Below are 20,324 nucleotides of genomic sequence, written 5' to 3'. Positions count from 1 at the left end.
TAATTATTTATCGCTCCTTTATACATAACTAAACTAATTCATTAAATCGATAATTCATTAATTCAATAATTTCTTTTATGTTTGAATACAAAATTAGCGGAAATAGCTCAGCTGGTAGAGCATCTGTTTCCCAAACTGAAGGCCGCGGGTTCGAATCCCGTTTTCCGCTCTTATAGTTAAACCAATGTACTAGACTACCGTCATTGCTTCGTGCCTCGCAATGACGGGTGAATAATTATCTCAAATCATAACCCCAGCCTCGCCGATATCTCCAGCATCCTCTCAATCGGCTTCACTGCTTTTTCAATAATATGCTCAGGTACGGTAACCTCTGGTAATCCATTCTTTAAACACAGGTACAATTTTTCCAGCGTGTTACGTTTCATGTGCGGGCAGTCGTTGCAGGCACAGCTGTTATTTGGTGGCGCCGGAATAAATATCTTATCCGGGTTCTCTTTTTGCATCTGGTGCAGTATTCCGGCCTCTGTAGCCACTATAAACTCTTTTTCGGGGTGAGTACCCGCATACTTTAAAATACCCGTTGTAGAGCCTATATAGTCGGCCATTTGCAATATCACTTCTTCACATTCGGGGTGTGCCAGCAGTTTTGCACCGGGGTACCTCTCCTTCAGTTTGGTGATCTTTTCGCGGCTGAAAATCTCGTGCACCATGCAGGCCCCATTCCACAATACCAGGTCGCGTCCTGTTTTTTTGGCAACATATGCGCCAAGGTTTTTATCGGGCCCGAAGATGATCTTCTGATCTTTCGGCAGGCTTTCTACAATCTGCACTGCGTTGCTCGATGTACAAACAATATCGCTTAAAGCTTTCAGTTCGGCAGTACAGTTTACGTAGGTGATCACCAGGTGATCCGGATAATTTTCCTTAAACTTTTTAAACAAATGTGGCGGGCAACTATCTGCTAATGAGCATCCTGCCTTTACGTCGGGAAGTAAAACCTTCTTTGCAGGCGAAAGTATCTTGGCAGTCTCGGCCATAAAATGTACCCCGGCAAAAACGATAACATCGGCATCTGTTTTGGCAGCCTGCTGCGATAGCCCAAGGCTATCGCCAATATAATCTGCAATATCCTGTATATCGGGATCCTGGTAGTAATGGGCCAAAATGACTGCATTTTTTTCCTTTTTGAGTTTTTCAATTTCATCAAACAAGTCCAGGGTTGGGTCGATGTATTCGTCCACAAATCCTGTCACATTTATTTCTTCGAAGATATCCATTTCAACAAATCAATTAATAACAACTAATTTTATATATAAATAAAACTATTGTTTGTTATGGTGTTAGTTATGTGCAAAAGTCATTTAAAAAAATGCTATAAAAGTTATTTTTCACTTTTTATTAACAGTTTTCCACAGGTTTTTATTTTCTATTGAGTTGATCCTGTGATTTGTATGACAATCAAATATTAATTTAAAAAGTTATTTGTTAATAATTAGGTAACCTGTAAAATGTTAGCTTTAGTGTTTAAACTGCGCAAAAGTCGCTGAAAATTTTTTCACTTTCAGCATCAAAAATGGAGTTCTCCACACTTTGATTATTTGTTAGCTATTTGTTTACACGAAATTAACATCTTTTATACCCGTTATTAACACAAAGTGTACTTTTACACATATATACATAAAATATGACCCGAAATGTTGATTTTCTGATCGTAGGATCAGGCATCGCCGGATTAAGTTTTGCCCTTAAGGCAGCCAAACACGGTAAGGTGCTGATAGTTACAAAATCAAACGAAGACGAATCGAACACTAAGTATGCCCAGGGCGGTGTAGCAGTAGTTGTTGATAAAAAAGAAGATTCTTTTGAAAAACACATCGAAGACACGTTAATAAGCGGCGACGGTCTTTGCGACCGCGAAGTTGTGGAAGCCGTTGTTAAAGAAGGCCCGGAGCGGATTAATGAAATTATTGACTACGGAACCAATTTTGACAAGACCAACGAAGGCTTTTACGACCTGGCCAAAGAGGGCGGCCACTCTGAATTCAGGGTACTGCATTATAAGGATGTAACCGGGCTTGAAATTGAACGGTCGTTATTAGAAGAGATACACAAAAATCCGAATATCGAGATCCTGACACATTATTTTGCTGTAGACCTGATTACCCAACACCATTTGGGCGAATTGGTAGGTAAATCGAGTACCGATATTACGTGTTACGGTATTTACGCTTTCAACACCGAAAGCAATGTTGTGGAAAAGATTCTGTCGAAAGTAACCGTAATGGCATCGGGTGGTGCCGGTCATATCTACTCTATCACCACAAACCCTACCATTGCTACCGGAGATGGTATTGCTATGGTTTACCGTGCTAAGGGTAAAGTAAGGAATATGGAGTTTATCCAGTTTCACCCAACCGCTTTATATAACCCCGGCGAATATCCATCATTCCTGATATCCGAGGCAGTGCGTGGTTTTGGCGGCGTATTAAAACGTACCAACGGTGAAGAGTTTATGCAGGAGTACGATCCGCGTAAATCATTGGCACCAAGGGATATAACAGCAAGGGCCATTGATGCCGAAATAAAAAAATCGGGTGAGGATTTTGTGTACCTGGATATCCGCCATCGCAGTAAAAAAGATATTTTAAACCATTTCCCTAATATATATGCCAAATGCCTGGAAATTGGGATAGATATGACCAAGGATATGATCCCTGTTGCGCCTGCCTGCCACTATATGTGTGGTGGTATTATGGTTGATCATGTTGGCCAGTCGTCCATTTTAAGACTGTATGCCTGCGGTGAATGTTCATCAACCGGCTTGCATGGTGCCAATCGTTTGGCATCCAATTCGTTATTAGAAGCCCTGGTATTTGCACACCGTATTTATGAAGACGCGATAGGAAAGTTTGAAAGTTTTGTGATCCCCGAAAACATTCCGGATTGGGATGAGCATGGCGTACAACTATCAAACGAAGACATCCTGGTAACCCACAACGTGCGCGAAATGCAAAAGCTGATGAACGACTACGTGGGTATCGTCCGCTCCGATTTCAGGCTGGAACGCGCTATGCGCCGCTTAGGTTTACTGTACGAAGAAACGGAATCGTTCTACAAAAAAACCAAGCTATCTGTAAAACTCTGCGAGCTGCGTAACTTAATCCAGGTATCGTTCATCGTAGTAAAATCGGCTATGTTGCGCAAAGAAAGCCGTGGGTTGCATTATACTACAGATTACCCGGTTCATGCGGAGGAAGTTAAAGATACGGTGTTTTAGAAAATAGACTTTGTTGCGAATATTATTTTAAGCGAACCTAAGTTCGCTTAAAATAATATAATCTTTCTTGTCCCGGACTTAATCAATCCATTCAAACTTAGTGTAAGGTACCAATACCTCTGGTATTTTAATCCCCTTTTCAGTTTGGTTATTCTCTAATAAAGTAGCAACAATACGTGGCAAAGCCAGCGCGCTTCCATTTAAGGTGTGTGCTAATTGTGTTTTGCCTTCGGAATTACGGAAACGGAGTTTCAGCCTGTTGCTCTGGAAAGTTTCGAAGTTTGATACAGATGATACTTCCAGCCAGCGCTGTTGTGCCGCGCTCCAGGTTTCCATGTCATAAGTTAAAGCCGATGCAAAGCCCATATCGCCACCACATAAGCGTAGCACGCGGTATGGTAAGCCAAGATTTTGTAGCAAGCCCTGCACATGAGCACTCATTAACTCCAGGGTTTCGTATGATTTATCCGGGTGTACCACCTGTACAATCTCTACCTTATCAAACTGGTGCAACCTATTCAATCCACGAACATGCGCGCCATAAGAACCCGCCTCGCGACGGAAACATGGCGTATGCCCGCAATGCTTAACGGGCAAATCATCCCCCTTTAATATTACGTCGCGGAAGATGTTGGTGATAGGTACCTCGGCAGTAGGGATCAGGTATAGCTCGTCCTCATTTACAAAATACATCTGTCCTTCTTTATCGGGAAGCTGACCGGTGCCAAAACCGGAGTCTTTATTAACCATCAGCGGTACACTCACTTCGCCGTAACCTGCTTTTTCGGCTTCGTCGATAAAATAATTGATGAGCGCCCTTTGCAGTTTGGCAGCCTTATTTTTATAAACCGGGAAACCGGCGCCGGTTATTTTAACACCCAATTCAAAATCAATCAGGTTATATTTTGCAGCCAGTTCCCAATGTGGCTGGGCATTGGCGGGTAATTCCGGCTTCGCGCCGTTCTCTAAAACAACTTCGTTTTCTTCGGGTGTTAAGCCTTTGGGCACCGAGCTATGCGGCAGGTTGGGTAGCAATACCAGTTTTTGGTAAAGCTCTTCTTCAGTTGCGGCCAGTTGATCACCAAATTTTTTGATGTCCTCTTTCCAGGCACCGGTTTTGGCTTTAATCTCTTCTGCTTCGGCTTTTTTGCCGGCACGCATCAGGTCGCCAATTTGTTTTGATGCTGCATTGGCCTCGGCCGAAACGTTATCCATACTGGTTTGGGTGGAGCGACGTTTGTCATCTAACCCTATCAACTCATCAACCAGTTCGGGCTGTTTAAAATTTTTTACAGCCAAACGTTCCAAAACCTGTTCCCGGTTATCCCGGATATAACTAACTTGCAGCATTATTTTATTTTTAAGGCAAAGATATAATTAGTTCATAGTTTATGGTTCATAGTTCATGGCTGTTTTGTGAATTTAAGTTCATGGCATATGGTTCATAGTTCATGGCTGATTTACGACAATCTAACAATGGCCTATGCACGAATAGGCTATGAACAATGAACTATTAACCATGAACCAAACAGGCAAATTATATTTAGTTCCAACACCAATAGGTAATTTAGAAGACATCACGCTTCGGGCGCTTCGCGTGCTGAAGGAAGTTGACCTGATTTTGGCCGAGGATACACGTACATCGGCACCGCTATTAAAACACTTTGATATTCATCAGAAGGTGTTTGCACACCATCAGCATAATGAGCACCAATCGTCAAACGAGATCATTAAGTTTTTGCTGCAAGGGAAAAACATTGCGCTGATATCTGATGCCGGCACACCGGCGATATCCGATCCGGGTTTTTTCCTGGTGCGCGAGGCTTTGAAATTCAATTTGGACGTGGAATGCCTGCCCGGCGCTACGGCATTTGTGCCGGCGCTGGTAAATTCGGGTTTTCCTACGGATAAGTTTTGTTTCGAGGGTTTTTTGCCGTTGAAAAAAGGACGCCAGACCCGCTATAAGTTTTTGGCTACAGAAGAGCGTACTATCATACTATATGAGTCGCCGCACCGTTTACTGAAAACGCTGGACGAAATGGCGCTATATTTTGGTGCCGATAGACTAATCTCCGTATCGCGCGAGCTGACTAAAATGTTTGAAGAAACCGTGCGTGGAACAGTTGCCGAAGTAAAATTATATTTTGAAACACATCCGCTAAAAGGCGAGTTTGTAATGTGTGTGGCCGGTGCCGAACCGAAGCCGACAAAGAACAAGTACAAAGACGACGATAACGACGACGAATAGCCATGGATATTTATTTGAAGAGTGCCATTACACAGTTTGCCTATTACAAAAAGTTGGGCGAAAAAACATTTGCCCAATTAAATGATGCCGATTTGTTTTGGCAGTTTAATGCCGAAAGTAATAGTATTGCCGTTATTATCAAGCACCTATCCGGGAATATGCTGTCGCGATGGACCAATTTTTTGATCGCCGATGGTGAGAAAGAATGGCGAAACCGTGATACAGAATTTGAAGAAACCATTAATACCCGTGAACAGATCATGGCCGCCTGGGACCAGGGCTGGGATTGTTTGTTTAACGCGTTAAACTCGCTAACTGCCGAAGATTGGGAAAAAACAGTAAAAATCCGGAACGAGCCACACCGTATTGAAGATGCAATAAACAGGCAACTGGCCCATTACCCCTATCATATCGGCCAGATTGTTTTTATAGGCAAAATGATAACAGGATCAAAATGGCAATCGCTATCTATTCCAAAAGGAAAATCCGATAAATACAACGCCGATAAATTTGCAAACCCCGGCGACACCTTTAAATAGATCCCCTTTTACCCTTATTAATGAAAAAAAATATTCCCTTAGCCATACTTTCCGGTTTATTGTTGTGGATAGCATGGCCGCCGACACCTTATACAACTTTCCTGCTTTTTATTGGCTTTGTGCCCATGCTGCTGGCAATGGAGAACATCATCCAATCTACATCTGCAAAAAAAGGAAAGCAGATTTTTAATACTGCATTCATTGGCTTTTTTGTTTGGAATGTAGGATCTGTTTATTGGGTGTACAATGCCTTAAAACAAGTTGGTAACGTGGCAGCTATCCCGGTTACGCTGATCCCCTATTCATTAGGGCCACTGCTCATGGCTACAGCCTGCTGGCTATATTATCGCTTACGGTTATTAACCGGCCGCAGCTGGGGCTTAGCCGGCCTGGTTTGCCTGTGGATAGGATACGAATACCTGCACCAAAGCTGGGACCTCAATTTCCCGTGGATGACCCTGGGCAATGGGTTTGCCGTTAGTCATCAATGGATTCAATGGTACGAGTACACCGGCATTTATGGGGGCTCTGTTTGGATTTGGATGGTAAATATCCTGGCATTTTTAATTTACATTGGCTTGCGCGAGGCACAAACCAAACAGTTAAGGCTAAAGCTTATCAGCGGGTTTGTGCTGGCCATTGTTTTGCCCATGGGTTTCTCGTTATATACTTATTATAACTACACAGAGCAAAGCAATCCATCAAATATTGTTGCTGTTCAGCCCAATATCGATCCGTATGAAAAGGAAGGAACTATCCCAACGGCCACCCAGATTGACATTATGGTCAACCTTTCGAAGGGCATAGCGCAGCCCAATACCGAATTTATTTTATGGCCCGAAACGGCCATCCCCGATTATATAGATGAATACAGGATACAGCAAAATCCTTACTACAGGCAGGCGCATTCCTTTTTGCGCAACTATAAAAACGGCAACCTGGTAACCGGGGCCGAAACGTACAAACTATACAACACCCGCAAAACAGCCACCGCAAGCCCAACACAGCAACCCGGCGTTTTTGCAGATAGTTTTAGTACCGCGTTAAATATCGAAAATGGCGACAAAGTTCAATTTTACCATAAATCTCGGCTGGTTCCGGGAGCCGAATCATTGCCGTTTGGTAAGGCATTATCGTTTTTAAAGCCTGTTTTTGAACACCTTGGCGGCGCAACCGGGGCCTACGGCAGCCAGGCAGATGCCGATGTTTTTTATTCGCAAAGCGGCATAGGTGTTGATCCGGTTATCTGTTATGAATCTATTTTTGGTGGATATATTGCACGTTCGGTAAAAAAAGGAGCACAATTTATTGCTATCATTACTAACGATGGCTGGTGGGAAAACACATCAGGCAAAGACCAGCACCTGGACTATGCCAAACTGCGCGCCATTGAAACCCGCAGGTGGGTAGCCCAGTCGGCAAATACAGGAATCTCGGCTTTTATTAACCAGCGGGGCGATGTGGTGCAGCAAACCAAATGGTGGACCAAAACCGCCATAAAACAAGACATTAACCTGAATTCCGACCTTACTTTTTATGTGATGCACGGCGATTACCTACCCATGGCCGGCAGCGGGATAGCCGTTTTAATCATCCTGTTTATTATTATAAAACCAAGATTTAAAAAGAAGCTAAGAACAGCCTAAAGCATTTTGAATACTACAAAAGGCCCTTCTGTTGATCAGGAAGGCCTTTTGTGTTCTTAGGATTCGATGTAATTATTTCTCCAGCCTTGCGTCTTCTTTATCCAGTACTTCCTTTTTTTCTATCCGGTATGACATGAACAAGCCGCCTCCGCCAAATATGGCTATCAGTGAAAAGTAAAGTGCAGCTACATCATCGTCAGATATACTGCGGAACATCGTGTGGTCTAAAACAAAGGCCAAAAACAATCCTACACCAGCCCCAACAAGTAACAGGCCCCATTTTAAATTTTGATACGGTGCAGATTGTGGTTTGTAAGCACGCGGGTCCATGCCCCGCTCTATCATCGCCATGCGCTCGCGTTTGTGTAAGTAAACTATGGCAAATATCATGGCAAAAAAGCCTGTTGTAATAATAATGCCTGCTAATATTCCTAAATTCCCGGTGTCCATTTTATTTATGTTTTAATAAGTTAATAAAGTTCTTTTTTCAATCACCCTAACTGGTGTATTTGTATGCTGTGACAACACGGTTTTGAAGCAGGTTACAGGTACCGAAAAAAATAATTGAAAATAAGTGCCCGCTCTTTTGCAATAGCCAAAAGAGTCCCGCGAGACGGGTGCATTACTTGTTAATGAATCATTTAAGCGTTGACTATATAAAACGGACAAACCTGGAACAACTCTTCCAAATAATTTTAGTCAGAGGCAGGAATGTGCAGTAATATTCTGGCTTTATCTGTTGGCACCGCTGGGATTTCCGGTGCCCTTGTTTGTAAGGATAACGCCCTGTTTAAATGATTATTGCGAGAAAAAAAATATAGTCAAAAAACAACTTTTTGATAGCTGATCCCTTATATTTTTGGGTGCATATCTCAAAATATACATTATGCTGATACCAGAAAACAACATCATTTCAATAAACAAAGCACCCAAATATGTGCTCAGCTTCCAGGAGATAGACAGATCAATGACCATGGTTGCAGGCGGCAAAGGCGCCAACCTGGGCGAACTATGCCGGATTGAGGGGATCCGGGTGCCCGGTGGCTTTTGTGTTACCACCGAAGCGTATAAACAAATTACGGAGAATAATGCCGAACTGAACAGCCTGCTGGATGAATTAGCAGGCTTTAAGGCAGATGAAAGGGAAAGTATCAGCACCGTCTGCTCGAAGATTCGCGGGGTTATAGAGGGGGCGGTTATTGCAGGGGATATAGCACATGCTATTACAGGGCACCTGGCAAAGTTTGACGAACAGGACGCCTTTGCTGTACGATCAAGCGCTACAGCCGAGGACTTGCCCACAGCATCCTTTGCCGGCCAGCAGGATACGTATTTGAATGTGATAGGCAGGGATGACATCCTGAAACATATCAGCAAATGCTGGGCCTCGCTGTTTACCGATAGGGCAGCAATTTACCGCATCCAAAACGGCTTCAATCATCGTAAAGTGCAGCTGGCGGTTGGTATTCAGCAAATGGTTTTCCCGCAGGCGGCGGGGATTTTGTTTACTGCCGATCCTGTCACCGGTAACAGGAAGGTGTCGTCTGTTGATGCCGGCTTCGGGCTTGGCGAGGCCCTGGTATCGGGCCTGGTAAATGCCGATAATTACAAAGTGTGCAATAGCCATATCATCAGCAAAAAAATATCTGCCAAAAAGCTGACCGTTGTCGCCATGAAAGGGGGCGGCACCCGGGAACAGGAGATTGAGCCGGAAAGGAAGAACAGGCAGGTGTTAACAGACAGGCAAATTTTACAGATGGAACGCATCGGCAGAAAGATAGAAGAACATTTTGGCTGCCCACAGGACATTGAGTGGTGTTTAACCAATAATACATTTTATATTGTACAAAGCAGGCCAATTACGACCCTGTACCCAGTCCCCGAAAACAGTGAACCGGGAAACCGTGTTTATATATCTGTCGGCCATCAACAAATGATGACCGATGCGATGAAACCATTGGGATTATCGTTATGGCAGTTAACCGCTTTTAGGCCAATGTTTAAAGCCGGCGGAAGATTGTTTGTTGATATTACCGATAACCTAAGCACGCCCCTTGGCCGAAAAGCGATAATAGATGCCATGGGAGAACACGATCCGCTCATAAAAGATGCTGTTGTAACCATTGTAGAAAGGGGAGATTTTATAAAACCGGCACAAAACAACAAAGAAAAACAGCCTCGTGTTAAAAGCAGTGCCGGTAAATCGTTCGCAGATATCCAGGCGCAAATCAAAAACGATCCGGCTATCGTCGCTGATTTAATCAAAAGCAACCAGCTATCGGTAAACGAGTTAAAAGATAACATTCAAACACAATCGGGGGCCGGCTTATTTGATTTTATACTGGAAGATGGTCAGCAATCAAAGAAAAACTTGTTCGTTCCGCAAAATATGAGTGCAATTATGGCTTCTGTAGATGCATCATCGTGGATTAATGAAAACATAAAAAAATGGCTGGGCGAGAAAAACGTGGCAGATACGCTTGCTCAATCTGCTCCCAATAATATTACATCAGAAATGGGCCTGGAGCTATTGAACGTAGCCGATGTGATAAGGCCCTATCCTACAGTGACTGAATATTTACAACAGGTAAAGGATGATAACTTTTTAGACGGCCTGGTTGAGATTGAGGGCGGAAAAGAAGCGCGGGATGCTATTGATGCTTACCTGGTCAAATATGGAATGCGCTGCGCCGGCGAAATAGATATTACCAAAACACGCTGGAGCGAAAACCCGGGTATGCTTATCCCCATGATCCTTGGTAACATCAAAAACTTTGGGCCAGACGCCGGTAAACGTAAGTTTGAGCAGGGGCAGCAAGCGGCTTTGAAAAAAGAAGAAGAATTATTAAGCAGGCTAAAGCAATTGCCTAATGGCGAACAAAAAGCCCAGGAAACAAAACAAATGATCAGCCTGCTCCGCAATTTCGCCGGTTATCGCGAATATCCAAAATACGGCATAATTAGCCGCTCCTTTGTTTATAAGCAGGCTTTGCTGCGGGAAGCCGAAAAACTGGTGGAGGCCGGGGTTATCAACAACAAAGAAGATATCTACTACCTCAGTTTTCAGGAATTCCACGAAGTGGTACGCAGCGGTAAACTGGATTATGAGCTGATTAACCAACGAAAAGACGAACACAAATTAAATGAAAAACTAAACCCGCCACGGGTTATCACATCCGATGGCGAGATAGGCGCAGGTAAGTACAAAAAGGAGCACCTCCCGGCCGGGGCCATTGCGGGCCTGGCTGTTTCGTCGGGACTTATAGAAGGCCGGGCACGTGTCATTTTAAAAATGGAAAACGCCAGCCTGCAAGATGGCGATATATTAGTCACCACATTTACCGACCCAAGCTGGACTCCTTTGTTTGTATCCATCAAAGGCCTGGTAACCGAAGTTGGCGGACTGATGACCCATGGCGCGGTTATAGCCCGCGAATACGGCCTGCCGGCAGTTGTCGGGGTAGAGCACGCTACCCGGCTGATTAAAGACGGGCAGCGCATCCGGGTGAACGGGACGGATGGATATGTGGAAATACTATGAATTATGGCGTAACCCACCTTTGGCCGGGGCGGGCTATACGCCTACAGGCATTAAGCACGGGTTAAGAAGGGCAAATAATATCGAACACTGAATTTCGAATGTCCAACACCGAAGTTTTTCCTTCATTATTCGATATTGGACATTCGGTGTTCGATATTAAATCGACCTTAATCCCTTAACTTAATGACATTGGCCGGTATCCATTGCAGTCCTTAACGCGAAAATGGGGGTGATCTAAAAATATTGCGACATGATATAACTGCTTGCTACTAAACGCAGCTACTGACAAGGTAGTGTCACCATTTCTGTCGCTCATGTGCTGTAAATTTGTAGTGTTCCAATTACCCGGTGTTTTACCGGTGAGCGAATAGGTGAAAACACCTATTGCAAAATAATTTGGATGCTATTAATTTAACCGCCGAAACTATTGATACCCCTTTAACTAAATGAAACTAAGAATCCTTATCACAACCCTATTATCGGGCTGCTTCGCTTTATGCTTTGTGGCGGCCACCGGCCTCGATGGCAAATGGACCGGCAGCCTGTTCACCGCCGACAGCACGGCCTACCCATTAACCTACAATTTTACGCTCATCGGCGATTCTGTTGCCGGTACGGCCAAAAGCACCCTCGGCGAGTTCCCGATCGACCAGGGCAAACTGGATACCGCCGGCCTGCACTTCAAAGTTACCGTGAACGGGCTTGATGTGTACCACAACGGGACGGTGTATGCTGATTCCATCGGGATGAACATCAGTTTGAACGGCTCGGTGGTGCATTGTATGCTTCTCCATTCCAATTAATAATCCTTTACTCCTATATCATTACGCGCTTGAAATAGCGCCCATACCTACTATTCACAATGAAGAAAATTCTTCTCGCGTTCATGGCGCTAACGCTGTTGCTAAAAGCAAGCGCTCAAACCTCTGCCGAATTCCGCAGCCTGGTGCAGGTAAGTACCGTTTCTCCCAATTCGGCAAGTCTTGGGAAATTCGGCAATATCCCCGTCAGTTATGTTACCGGCATCCCCTCGGTTACCATTCCACTGTATGAAGTCACGGCCGGGGCAATCAAACTCCCTTTGTCGCTCGATTATCACGGCGGTGGTGTGCGGGTTGACGAACTTGCATCTAGCGTCGGTACCAGTTGGGCCTTGAGCGGTATTCCCGAGATAACCCGGAGCATGGTGGGCCTGCCCGACGAAGGCAATGGCGGTTACCTGTCCGCGGTGTCGTTGGATTCGTTGTTTAATTATTATTCAGGCGTTAATTATAGTTCCGATGCGAACTTTCGATACGCCCAGTTTATATACAACGTGAGGGATAACCTGGCAGATACCGAACCTGACGTATTTTCCTACTCTCTAAATGGCAGCAGCGGAAAATTCATTTACAGGCCGAACGGAACGATCATGCAGATTCCGGTAACCAACAACCGCATAGAGAAGCTGTCAGGGAACAACTTCAAGATAACGGACCAAAAGGGGGTTACATACATTTATGACCAACAGGAGGCAACTACCATGATTACCGCCTCCGCGACCGTGCCTTATGCAACAACATGGAAGGTTTCCAAGATAATAGATCCGTCGATGGCTGACACGGTTTATTTCAAGTATACGGCAAACAGCGGAACTATAGAACGGAGCTTCAGTTATACATATACTCTTGGCAATAAGCTGGGAGGGAATTCGGAGGCCCCCACCGAGACCATAGATGCCACTGGGGAGGCCTATTCCATGTCCCAGATGTCCCACGCATCGCTTTTTCTCAACGAGATCGACTGGCGCGGGGGAAAGGTAACGTTAAAGAATACGCAGGACCGTACCGACAGGAGTACGGAACTACGCCTCGACAGCGTGAAGGTGTACTCCCGGCTCAACGGGGCTTACCAACTGATCAAGGACACCAAGCTGAACCAGTCATACTTTTACAGTAACCCAGTTCCGGGAAAAACGCCCGACTACCGCAACTACAGGCTGCGGTTGGATTCGGTGACCTTCTTTCCGGTCAACTCCACTTTACCGCCCCAGAAATACAGCATGACCTACAACAATACGCCCATCGCCCCGAACGAGTCATTCGGGCAGGACATTTGGGGGTATAATAACGGGCAATATGGCAACCCGACCCTGATGCCCAAGCAGACTGTATTGTGGCAGGGCGCGTACCGGTTAATCGGCGAAGCAAATATGGATGCAGACTCTACCAACACATTTGTACAGGCCTGTATGCTGCAGTCGATCAAATACCCTACGAAAGGTACGAGCGTTTTTGCATTCGAGCCACACCGTTATCCTTTGGATTACCAGACGACCCAGTTGCAGTCTATCTATTGTGACGCCTATGGGAGCGTCCAGACAACTAACAGCACGACCTTCACGGTCGCCGCGAACCAAACCGCGTTTCGCTACAGTGCAACATTGTCAGCATATAACTACCCTGGCGTAACCAGCTATCCAGAGATCAAGATGGTCGACCAGACAACAGGGCAGACTGTTTTCCTGGTCAACAACGTCGGCAACCCCAGCCAGTCCTACAGTGTCAGCAATATAGCGATCACCCTGGTAGCAGGCCATACGTACGTTATCACCACCAACATTTACAGCACCGATTCAAGGGTGCAGGCGACCTGCACGGTGTCGTGGAGCGTGCCGGTTCCCGGAACTATTATAAGGTGCGGGGGCGGACTGCGGGTTAGCTCGATCACCAACTATGACAATAACGGTAACTTCATCAACAAGGAAAACTACCAGTACAACGGCGACGGGGTGGGAAAACTGCTCACCGGCTCCTCTTACCTGGCGGTCAACTACGACTACCTATTTTATTCAATGGGATATTCCTATGGAATCGCGGTAGCATGTGCCGAGGCAATGGGGGACATCGACGTGGTTTACCATGCCAAAAGCGTCTATCCCGCCACCCAATGCAGCGGCAGCCCGGTTTTATATAACGGCGTAACAAAGTATGATGTGGACGCCAACGGCAACCCCAACGGAAAAAGCGTTTTCGGCTATCCGATCTATGACGACCAGGCAGGCTTGCCTTCTACGGATTATGGCTCTATCGGCATCTGGCTGATCAACAATTCCTGGAAGAACGGCTTCATGGCCAGCGAGAGTATTTATAAATCCAGCGGATCGGGGTATAGTCCGGTGAGCATAAAGAACTTCAACTATTCGATTTATCGCCGCGATACTTTATTGGGGCTTAAGATAAAACCGACGTATATCAAGCAAGGAGGTTGTGAAGTTATCAGCGGGGCCAATAACAATCCGAACACAAGATACGGCGCTCCAAACTCCCCCGGAGGTAGCTCTCACACGCATTTCTTCATAGGTCGGGTTCCAACCTACACCGGCGCCATGTTGCTGCAATCCGAATCGGACACCACGTTTGACGATGCAGGCAATAAATTCGTGACGGTAAAAAATAACTATTATAACGATCTGACGCACATCTTCCCGACGAAGACCGAGACCTTCAACAGCAGGAACGAGACGCTGACCAACGTCATCAAGTACCCGCACGACCTGGCCTCGGGCACCAACGTGTACCAGAAGATGCTCACCCGCAACATCGTGTCGCCGACCGTGAAGTTCCAGCAGCTGAAGAACGGCTCCCAATTGGCGCTCGCCAATATCAACTACAACGACTGGTTCGGCAACAACAACCTGCTGTTGCCACAAACAGTGGACGAGCAGGTATTGTCGGCGCCGATAGAGACGCGCACAAAGTTCAATAAATACGATGCCTACGGCAATATCCTGGAGCAGCAAAAAACCAACGCCCCGGTATCCGGCTACAAATGGGGCTACTACAGTCAATACCCAATAGCAGTTGCAGCCAACGCGGCTAGCACCGAGTTTTACTATGAAGGCTTTGAAGAAAGTACGGCTGCCAGCGTTGTTGCCGGAACGGCACATACCGGACTGCGTTTTTACAATGGTGCGTATACCGTAAGCTGGACCAGGCCTAACGCCCGCAACTACGTTATCAGCTACTGGTACCGCAACAGCAGCGGTGTTTGGCAGTACCAGCCCGAAGCTGCCTATACTGCGGGTTCATACGCGCTGACAGGTGGCACCGCTTACGACGACATCAGGATTTATCCCGCAGATGCCCAGATGACCTCCTATACCTACCTTCCGCTCGTGGGCATGACCAGCAGCACCGATGCCAAGGGCATGACCACTTATTATGAGTACGACGGCTTTCAGCGATTGCAGAATATAAAAGACCAGAACGGCAGGATCCTGAAGAATTATGATTACAACTACGCATCCGAGGCGGCGGTGTGGGTTGACAATACCGGCAGGCGATGCAAGTCCGGTTCGACCACCGGCGAGCAAGAGCGCCAGGAAACGGACACCAACCCGCTCAGCGTCACCTACAACCAGACCCGCTGGGTGAGCAACGGCATCAACACTACAGCCTGTCCTTTGCCCGCGACGGTATACGTTAAGCAGACAGTGGGCAGCACCAGTATAAGCAACGGGCTAACGTACAACACGCTGAAGTTTAATACCTACAGCGATGCCAACTGTACTGTTTTGGTAAATGCCCCGGTTGCCCTCACCGTCAATTACAGCTACGTAACCAGTGCGAGCTATGCCGACGGCCGCACGCCTAACCCGGTGGTAACAACCACCAACGCCACGGTCACGATAGCCGCCGGCAGCAACCAGGCCACCAGCGGGTCGATCATCATATCGGGATGCTTTGGCACCGCCGACAAGCAGATCTGCTACACGCCCAGCACGCAGATAACGGTACAGCCGGGCACGGGATACATAGCTGTCAATCCTGAAATATAATAATTCCATAACCCTTAAACACTTATTCAAACGAACCAATGGAATTGACAATCAAAATATATAAAAATATCCTGCTGATAGTCGGGACATTTTTTCTCATCAATGCCGCAAATGCCCAAACATCGACGCAGAACTACGTGCGCACCCGCGTGCCACGCACCGGCATTACCACCAATGCCCGGCTTGACCAGCTAACGCCGACGAAAGATTCGGTGATGACCACCATCCAGTATGTTGATGGCCTTGGCCGTCCGCTGCAAACGGTGCAGCAAAGGGCATCCCCCTCCGGCTATGACATCATCCAGCCTTTTGAGTACGATGCCTACGGCCGGGACGCCATAAAATATTTACCCTACCGCACAACCAACACCAGCTATGGAAGTTACCGCAGCGACGCGCTAAACACCGGTGCCGGCGTAAGGGCATTTTATAATCCATCAGGCGGGGCAACCGAAGGCAAGCAAAGCAATGGCGTGGTACTTACACCGGCCCCCTTTGCGCAAACCGGCTTTGAGGCCTCGCCACTGAACCGGGTGATAGAGCAGGGCGCACCGGGACTTGCCTGGCAGAATGCGGGTACGCCGGATGCGAATAGCGGCAAAAACACACTGCGCAGCGTTATAGCCACCAACGACCAGGGTTCCTTCAGTACCACCAACATTACTACCAATGCAGGCAGCAGGAAAGCGGCGCTTTATACCGCCCCGGTTAATGCCGACGGCAGCCGCTCGCTGCTCAGAACAGGCAATACGGCAACCTACCCCTCCAATGAGCTGTACGTAACCATCAGCAAGGACGAGAACTGGAAACCGGGCGACGGCTGTTTTGGCACTACCGAGGAATACAAGGACAAGGAAGGGCATGTAGTGCTGAAACGAACCTACAACCTCAACACCAGGACAAGCAAGGCCGAGCAGCTGAGCACCTATTACGTGTACGATGACCTGGGCAACCTGTGCTTTGTGCTGCCGCCGGGGGCCAACCCCGATAACAATGCCGCCGTATCACAAAGCACCATCGACTCCCGGTGTTACCAGTACCGCTATGATGCCCGGAACCGGCTTAACCAGAAAAAAATCCCAGGCAAAGGCTGGGAGTATGTGATCTATAACCAGCTCGACCAGGCGATTGCCACGCAGGATTCGGTACAGCGGATGAAAGCCCCGCAGGAGTGGACCATTACCAAGTACGATGCCATGGGCAGGGCGGTAATTACGGGTATTTACCAGCACACCGGCAGCACGGCCGGTGTAAATAACCTGGCAACGGTACAGACCCTTGCCGATGCCGCGACCACTTACTGGGAAACACCCATAGCCACCGGCATCGGCTATACCGCAAATGCATGGCCGGCCACATTAAGTACCACGCTAAGCGTTAATTATTACGATGTATATACCGGCATTCCCGGGCTACCCACGCCGTATGATCAGCACACCAATGCCGCCTACAGCCAGCAAACCACGGGGCTGTTAACCGCCACCAAAACCCTGGTGCTGAACACCACGGCAGATTACCTGTGGACGGTGCCTTATTATGATAACGAAGGGCAGGTTGTCCGCACCTTCGGCCAGCACTACCTGGGCGGGGCATCGGCATTAAGCCCCTATAATTATGATGATATAACCACATCATACAATTTTGTAAAGCAGCCGCGTAACATTATCCGGAAGCACTATGTGACCAATGCGGCCAAAACCGCCGGGGTGCTTTATCTCACCTCGACCGACAGCTGCACCTATGACCACATGGGCCGCAAGCGGGCAAGCTACAACCAACTGAGGAACGGGCTTAATACCAGCCAGGCCAGGATCATTGTATCGCTCAACACCTACAACGAGATCGGGCAGCTCATAAAAAAAGGGCTGCATTCTGTTAACGGCGCGGCCTTTTTACAGACTGTAAACTACCGCTATAACCCGCGGGGCTGGCTCACCAATATCAACAACCCCACGCTTTTGCCCGACGGCGGGCTGACCGGCAGCAGCACCAACGACCAGTTTGGCATGGAGCTGAAGTACGACAGCACGGGCACCTCGCGGCCGCAGTACAATGGTAACATCGCCAGGGTAACCACCAAAACGGCCCCGGTATCGGGAATCACGTACCAGGCGCTTACCTACGATTACCGCTACGACAAGCTGAACCGGCTGAACGACGCGGTATCTTCGACAGGCTCTGCATCCAAAGACGGCCTGCACAGCGAATACGCAACCTATGACCTGATGGGCGACATCACGGCCCTGGGCAGGTACGATAACGTAAACGGCAACCGTACCCGGATAGATACCCTTACCTACAGCTACAGCGGCTACCGGCAAACAAGGGTAGACGACAGCTCGTCCTACGCCGGTACCTGGGGTTTTACCGACACGGTAAAGCAGGCCAGCGAGTATACCTACAACGGCAACGGCAATATGCTGAAAGATTTGAACAAGGGCATCACCGGGATCAGCTACAATATGCTCAACCTGCCGCAAACTATTACCAAATCGAACGGCAACTCGGTAGCCTATGTTTATGATGCCTCGGGGAGGAAACTGCGGAAGATCTCTGTAGATGTAGCCTCGGGCAATACCATCACCACCGAGTATGTTAACGGGATAGAGTACGACAACGGTACCGCTGCCGTGACCTTCATCCAGACGGAGGAAGGCCGGGCCAGGAAAACCGGCACTGCTTACAAATACGAATACGACCTGAAAGACCACCTGGGCAACACCAGGCTGACCACCACCTGGGCCCCGGCAGATTCGGTAAGCCAGCTTACGCCACTAAACCTGCAGCATACGGAATATTACGCTTTTGGGTATGCCATACAAAGTTTGCAGAACACCGTGCCAAGCCCTAAAAATTTGTACCTTTATAATCATAAGGAGTTGCAGGAGGAGACGGGGCTGTATGATTACGGTGCAAGGTTCTATGATCCGGTGATTGGGAGGTGGACGAGCGTGGATCCGCTGGCGGAGAAAGGAAGAAAAGAAACGCCGTATGGCTATGCCTTTGACGATCCAATGAGGTTTACTGATCCTGATGGGATGTGGCCGGATGGTGATTGTTGTGGAGTCGTAGGAGCATTTGCTGGTGGATTATATGATGACCTAAAAGGTGCGGTGGTTGGAACTGTACAAGCGGTAATTCATCCTATAAACACGTTGACAGGGTTGGCTGACCTCGGTGCGGACCGGGTAACACAGGTACAGGTAGGTATGGCGGTTGTCAATGGCGTTTCAGAAGGTTATCAAAAGTTTAAGGATGGTGATGCCAATGTGAAGGCTGCTATGATTGGCGGCCTTGTTGGCGAAGCCGGTCAACTGTTCGGTGGTGAGTTTGCGGAAGTTGGTAAAGTTGGAAAGTTAGCAGAAGCAAGTAAGCTTGCTGAAGGCGCGAGTGATTTAAGTAAAATAGCCGAAGGAGCTAAAGGAGCCGCAAAAGGCTCATTAAGCGCAACGAAAGAAGCACTTGTAGAAGCAAAAGCAAAAATTGGTCTTGAGCCTACAGAATCGTTAGCTAAAGGTGAAAAAGGTAAGTTTGGTAGCCCACAGCGAGGAACTTCAAAGAAAGGATATCGACTTGATCCTGCTCACCCCAGTGCTAAGCCTGGCTCAGGCGAAGAATTCCCTCATGTGAACTTTTGGGATTATACTAATGGTAAAAGAGGTAGCGGCGGTATAAGTGGCGCTATTCCAATTAAACAGTAAATTATGGACGAATTTAAAATTTCATTGTTTGAAAATGAGCATAACGCCAGCTTTCCACAACATAGAGAATTAACCAAGCTCGAAAGTCAGAAATTAGCGAATGAAATATCTAAGAAATACAATATCAATATATTGAATTTTGAAATGGATTTAGCAGCTAAGCAATCATTCTATAATGAATCTGATAGTTTGGAGAATTTTAAACTGATTGATAATCTAAAGAAAATTGGAATTACACCAATGAAAGAAGTATTCATTAATTGGTACAGGTTTGAACGAATAGATGTTTTCAATGCCGTTGATTTGGACAAGTTCTTTTATAATATTTGGTTTCCAAGTTCGGATGATATTGACATATTTGACGAAAGTCTAAATTGGATAGTATCAATTAGGCATGATGGAATTATAAGTTATATCATAGAAAATAAATAGTTCTAAACAACACAGCCCAATTGTCCGTAGTCCCCAGCTACCGCAAGCGCTTTCCGCTGCCGCAAGGTGTGCCGTGAATTACGAGCCTTCTGAATAAAGGTAAGTAAATGTTGTATAAAAGATGGTAGTAGGCCTACCAGTGTCGCTGTGCAAGCAGAGG

Annotated in this window: 12 protein-coding genes and 1 tRNA gene; 10 read left to right on the top strand and 3 right to left on the bottom strand. The window is 47.0% G+C overall.

Annotated elements, in window-relative coordinates; genetic code table 11:
* The first annotated feature begins 96 nt into the window (after positions 1–96).
* A tRNA-Gly gene (locus BMX56_RS29625) sits at positions 97–169 on the top strand.
* A gap of 76 nt (positions 170–245) precedes the next feature.
* On the opposite strand, the gene nadA is transcribed toward BMX56_RS29625, so the two are convergent.
* The gene (gene nadA, locus BMX56_RS29620) at positions 246–1,238 is read right to left on the bottom strand and encodes a quinolinate synthase NadA (RefSeq protein ID WP_090653347.1); all 993 of its coding nucleotides are present in this window, start codon (positions 1,236–1,238) and stop codon (positions 246–248) included.
* A gap of 407 nt (positions 1,239–1,645) precedes the next feature.
* Between nadA and nadB the strand changes: the two genes are divergently transcribed.
* Positions 1,646–3,238: an L-aspartate oxidase gene (nadB, locus tag BMX56_RS29615; RefSeq protein WP_090653346.1), complete on the top strand. Its 1,593-nt coding sequence runs from the start codon at positions 1,646–1,648 to the stop codon at positions 3,236–3,238.
* A 78-nt stretch (positions 3,239–3,316) separates the two neighbouring features.
* Here nadB and serS read toward each other — a convergent pair whose 3' ends face one another.
* Positions 3,317–4,588, bottom strand: a complete 1,272-nt coding sequence (gene serS / locus BMX56_RS29610) for a serine--tRNA ligase (RefSeq protein WP_090653345.1) — start codon at positions 4,586–4,588, stop codon at positions 3,317–3,319.
* Between the two features lie 148 nt (positions 4,589–4,736).
* On the opposite strand from serS, the gene rsmI reads away from it, so the two are divergent.
* From rsmI to lnt, 3 genes are read left to right on the top strand one after another with little or no spacing between them, the layout of a single operon-like run.
* Positions 4,737–5,486: a 16S rRNA (cytidine(1402)-2'-O)-methyltransferase gene (gene rsmI / locus BMX56_RS29605; RefSeq protein WP_090653344.1), complete on the top strand. Its 750-nt coding sequence runs from the start codon at positions 4,737–4,739 to the stop codon at positions 5,484–5,486.
* Positions 5,487–5,488: 2 nt separating this feature from the next.
* Complete coding sequence (locus BMX56_RS29600) at positions 5,489–6,025, top strand: DUF1572 domain-containing protein (RefSeq protein ID WP_090653343.1); 537 nt, start codon at positions 5,489–5,491, stop codon at positions 6,023–6,025.
* A gap of 20 nt (positions 6,026–6,045) precedes the next feature.
* Complete coding sequence (gene lnt, locus BMX56_RS29595; RefSeq protein WP_090653342.1) at positions 6,046–7,671, top strand: apolipoprotein N-acyltransferase; 1,626 nt, start codon at positions 6,046–6,048, stop codon at positions 7,669–7,671.
* A 72-nt stretch (positions 7,672–7,743) separates the two neighbouring features.
* On the opposite strand, the gene BMX56_RS29590 is transcribed toward lnt, so the two are convergent.
* Positions 7,744–8,121, bottom strand: coding sequence for a DUF6249 domain-containing protein (locus tag BMX56_RS29590; protein WP_090653341.1), 378 nt, complete (start codon positions 8,119–8,121; stop codon positions 7,744–7,746).
* A gap of 436 nt (positions 8,122–8,557) precedes the next feature.
* Between BMX56_RS29590 and ppsA the strand changes: the two genes are divergently transcribed.
* From ppsA to BMX56_RS29565, 5 genes are all read left to right on the top strand, one after another.
* Positions 8,558–11,212: a phosphoenolpyruvate synthase gene (gene ppsA / locus BMX56_RS29585; RefSeq protein ID WP_090653340.1), complete on the top strand. Its 2,655-nt coding sequence runs from the start codon at positions 8,558–8,560 to the stop codon at positions 11,210–11,212.
* A gap of 446 nt (positions 11,213–11,658) precedes the next feature.
* The gene (locus BMX56_RS29580) at positions 11,659–12,015 is read left to right on the top strand and encodes a hypothetical protein (RefSeq protein WP_090653339.1); all 357 of its coding nucleotides are present in this window, start codon (positions 11,659–11,661) and stop codon (positions 12,013–12,015) included.
* Positions 12,016–12,074: 59 nt separating this feature from the next.
* Complete coding sequence (locus tag BMX56_RS29575) at positions 12,075–16,031, top strand: hypothetical protein (protein WP_143065568.1); 3,957 nt, start codon at positions 12,075–12,077, stop codon at positions 16,029–16,031.
* A gap of 38 nt (positions 16,032–16,069) precedes the next feature.
* On the top strand, positions 16,070–19,732 hold the full coding sequence (locus BMX56_RS29570; RefSeq protein WP_090653337.1) for a DUF6443 domain-containing protein: 3,663 nt from the start codon (positions 16,070–16,072) through the stop codon (positions 19,730–19,732).
* Positions 19,733–19,735: 3 nt separating this feature from the next.
* Positions 19,736–20,164, top strand: coding sequence for a hypothetical protein (locus BMX56_RS29565; protein WP_090653336.1), 429 nt, complete (start codon positions 19,736–19,738; stop codon positions 20,162–20,164).
* Positions 20,165–20,324: the final 160 nt, after the last annotated feature.

Source organism: Mucilaginibacter sp. OK283 (assembly GCF_900110415.1).
Lineage (GTDB): Bacteria > Bacteroidota > Bacteroidia > Sphingobacteriales > Sphingobacteriaceae > Mucilaginibacter.
The sequence above is the reverse complement of the archived record's forward strand: the minus strand, read 5'-3'. Positions and strand labels throughout refer to the sequence as shown.